4 protein-coding genes are annotated in these 3,070 nt (G+C 67.0%); 2 read left to right on the top strand and 2 right to left on the bottom strand.

The genetic code is table 11. From position 1 onward, the window contains the following. The coding region (locus WBV89_RS19520; RefSeq protein ID WP_423982994.1) for a rhodanese-like domain-containing protein at positions 1–267 on the bottom strand (267 nt) is incomplete at its 3' end. A 153-nt stretch (positions 268–420) separates the two neighbouring features. On the opposite strand from WBV89_RS19520, the gene WBV89_RS19515 reads away from it, so the two are divergent. Next, the gene (locus tag WBV89_RS19515; RefSeq protein ID WP_423982993.1) at positions 421–1,350 is read left to right on the top strand and encodes a DMT family transporter; all 930 of its coding nucleotides are present in this window, start codon (positions 421–423) and stop codon (positions 1,348–1,350) included. 24 nt (positions 1,351–1,374) lie between these two features. Here the strand turns inward: WBV89_RS19515 and WBV89_RS19510 are convergent, their stop codons facing one another. Continuing rightward, positions 1,375–2,136 carry an SIR2 family NAD-dependent protein deacylase gene (locus tag WBV89_RS19510; RefSeq protein WP_423982992.1) on the bottom strand — a complete coding sequence of 254 codons (762 nt, stop codon included), beginning with the start codon at positions 2,134–2,136 and terminating at the stop codon, positions 1,375–1,377. Positions 2,137–2,228: 92 nt separating this feature from the next. Between WBV89_RS19510 and WBV89_RS19505 the strand changes: the two genes are divergently transcribed. Beyond that, a partial coding sequence (locus WBV89_RS19505) for a GTP-binding protein (RefSeq protein WP_423982991.1) occupies positions 2,229–3,070 on the top strand: 842 nt, incomplete at its 3' end.

Genomic DNA, 3,070 nt, shown 5'->3' with positions numbered 1-3,070 from the left:
CGTCTGGACTGCGAACGCCGAACGAACGCCACCGGCGCAGTAGACGACGACCGGAGCCTCCTTGTCGAGGAGGCGGCCCTCGATCTGGGCCTCGAGGTGTCCGCGCGGGATGTGGACCGCTCCGGGGATCGCCCCTTCCTCGTACTCGTCGGGCTCGCGCACGTCGAGAATCAGCGCGCCCTCGGCGATCTTGTCGGATGCGGTCTCGGTGTCGATCTCGGTGATCGACGCCTTGGCGGCGGAGAGGAGGTCACGAAACGTTGCCATGTTGAAAAGCCTAACCGTGAAAGTCGATCGAATCGGTCGGGTATGTACAACCGTCGCGGTGGAGGACGCATTCCCGAACCGATGGCAGCAACACCCATGACCGTGTCCGAATCGAGCCAGTCGGACGCCGGCGCGCGGCGTTACCTTTGCCCGGTGAGCAACGCCGCGCACTCCTCCCCGCCGGCGCAGCGCAAGCTGTTCGAGCAGTCGGCGGCGCAGAACGACGGCTCGTTCACCGAGCAGGACTGGGGCCTGTTCATCGCCGTCGCCGCGATCTGGGGATCGTCGTTCCTGTTCATCGACATCGGTCTCGATGCGTTCCCACCCGGGGTGATCACGCTGATCCGAGTCGCGTCGGGTGCACTCGCGCTCGCCGTGCTCCCGAAGCGTCACGTCACCATCGAGGCCGGGGACCGGGCGCGACTCGTGGTGCTGTCGGTGATCTGGGTCGCGATCCCGTTCACCCTGTTCCCGATCGCCGAGCAGTACATCAACTCGTCGGTGACCGGGCTGTTGAACGGAGCGACACCGATCTTCGCCGCGTCCGTCGCGGCGATCCTGCTCCGCCAGCGCGCGACCGGACCGCTCCTCGCCGGCATCGTCGTCGGCTTCGTCGGCATCGTGCTGATCAGCCTGCCGTCGATCAGCGACGGCTCGAACGAGACACGCGGCGTCGTGCTCGTGCTGGCTGCGACCGTGTGTTACGGGTTCGCGATCAACCTGTCGGCGCCACTGCAGGCGCGGTACGGATCGCTTCCGCTGATGAGTCGCACGTTGGCACTCGCGACGATCTGGACCCTTCCGTACGGGCTGTGGCAGATCGACGACGCGAGCTGGGAGCTCGGACCGCTCGTCGCGGTGCTCGTGCTCGGTGTGTTCGGCACCGGGATCGCGTTCGCGATCATGGGATCGCTCGTCGGACGCGTCGGTTCGACACGCGCATCGTTCATCACGTACCTGATCCCGGTCGTCTCGCTCACGCTCGGCGTCACGTTTCGCGGCGACACGGTCGCGCCACTCGCGATCATCGGGATCGCGTGTGTGATCGGCGGCGCCCTGCTCGCCAGCCGCGCCCGCCGCTGAGCGTTACATAACGGGTCAGACCCGTTACGTAACGCTGACGAGGGCGGGGAGGATCTCGCCGATCCGGCCGATGAGGAGGACATCTGCATAGCGGTCCATCGCGGTCTCGTCGCCGTTGACGATCACGATCGATGCGTCCCCCGCCTTCGCCCGCGGTACGCAGTTCGCCGCCGGGAACACCGACAGGGTGGATCCGACAGCGAGCATCAGGTCGCACTCGTCGCTCACCCGCATCGCCCGGTCGATCACCGACTCGACGAGCGACTGACCGAAGCTGATGGTGTCGCTCTTCAGGATCCCACCACACACGAGGCAGCTCGGATCGACCTCGCCGTTGCGCACCCGGTGCAGGGCGTCCTCCATCGGCCGCCGGTCGTCGCAGTCCCAGCAACGGGTGAACCAGACCGTGCCGTGCACCTCGATCACCCGATGCGGGTCATTTCCCGCCTTCTGGTGCAGACCGTCGATGTTCTGGGTCACGATCGCGTCCAGCCGCCCCTGCCGCTCGAGTTCGACGATCGCCGCGTGACCGGAGTTCGGCTCGGCCGTCCAGGCCGGCGTCGTCAGCCGGTTCTGCCAGGCGACGACACGGAGTTCTGGATCCGCGAGGTAGTTCTGCAGCGTCGACGCCTTCTCGGCTGCCGGATTCTTGGTCCACACACCGTTCGGACCCCGGAAGTCGGGAATCCCCGAATCGGTCGAGATCCCCGCCCCGGTGAACACGACGATCCGCTCGGCGTCGTCCACGAGGCGTCGGGCGTCGGCCAGCTGCGAGTTCTCGTCCATCACCCCACCATGGCGCAGACGGCAACCCTCCCGCCAGTCGACCCCCGAACACACCGAGAGCAGGGGACCACGCGGCGGTAGCGTGGTCCGCCGTGTCCACGCAGGTGATCAACGAAGCAGAGCGCCGTCGAACGTTCGCGATCATCTCGCACCCCGACGCGGGCAAGACGACCCTCACCGAGAAGTTCCTGCTGTACGCCGGAGCCATTCAGTCGGGCGGCTCGGTGAAGGCTCGTGAGGACCGCCGGTCGGCCACGTCCGACTGGATGGACATGGAGCAGAAGCGCGGGATCTCGATCACCTCGACAGCGCTGAACTTCCCCTACCGCGAGCGCGAGTTCAACCTGCTCGACACCCCGGGTCACCGCGACTTCTCCGAGGACACGTATCGCGTTCTCTCCGCGGTCGATGCCGTCGTGATGGTGCTCGATGCCGCGAAGGGCATCGAGCCGCAGACGTTGAAGCTGTTCGAGGTGTGTCGCTCACGCGAGCTCCCCGTGCTCACGTTCCTGAACAAGCTCGACCGTCCGGGCCTCGAACCTCTCGAACTGCTCGATCAGATCGAGGAACAGATCGGACTCCGGCCGACCCCGGCAACGTGGCCTGTCGGTTCGTACGGAGACCTGCGTGGCGTGCTCGATCGCCGCACCGACGTGTTCACTCGATTCACCCGGACCGCGCGCGGCAGCCAGATCGCTCCCGAGGAGGACGGTCCCGCCGAACGCGCCGCCGACGAGGAGGGCGCCGCGTGGGAGAAGTGTGCCGAGGAGTCCGAACTGCTCGCTGCCATGGGTGCCGACGTCGACCTGGAGTCGTTCCTCGCCGGCGAGTCGACCCCCGTCTTCGCCGGATCGGCGTTGACCAACTTCGGCGTGCGCCATCTCCTCGACGCGATCGTCGACCTCGCGCCCGCACCGACCGCGCGACCAGACAT

This window comes from Ilumatobacter sp., from assembly GCF_049588435.1.
Taxonomy (GTDB): domain Bacteria; phylum Actinomycetota; class Acidimicrobiia; order Acidimicrobiales; family Ilumatobacteraceae; genus Ilumatobacter_A.
This window is presented reverse-complemented; position numbering and strand designations above follow the sequence as displayed.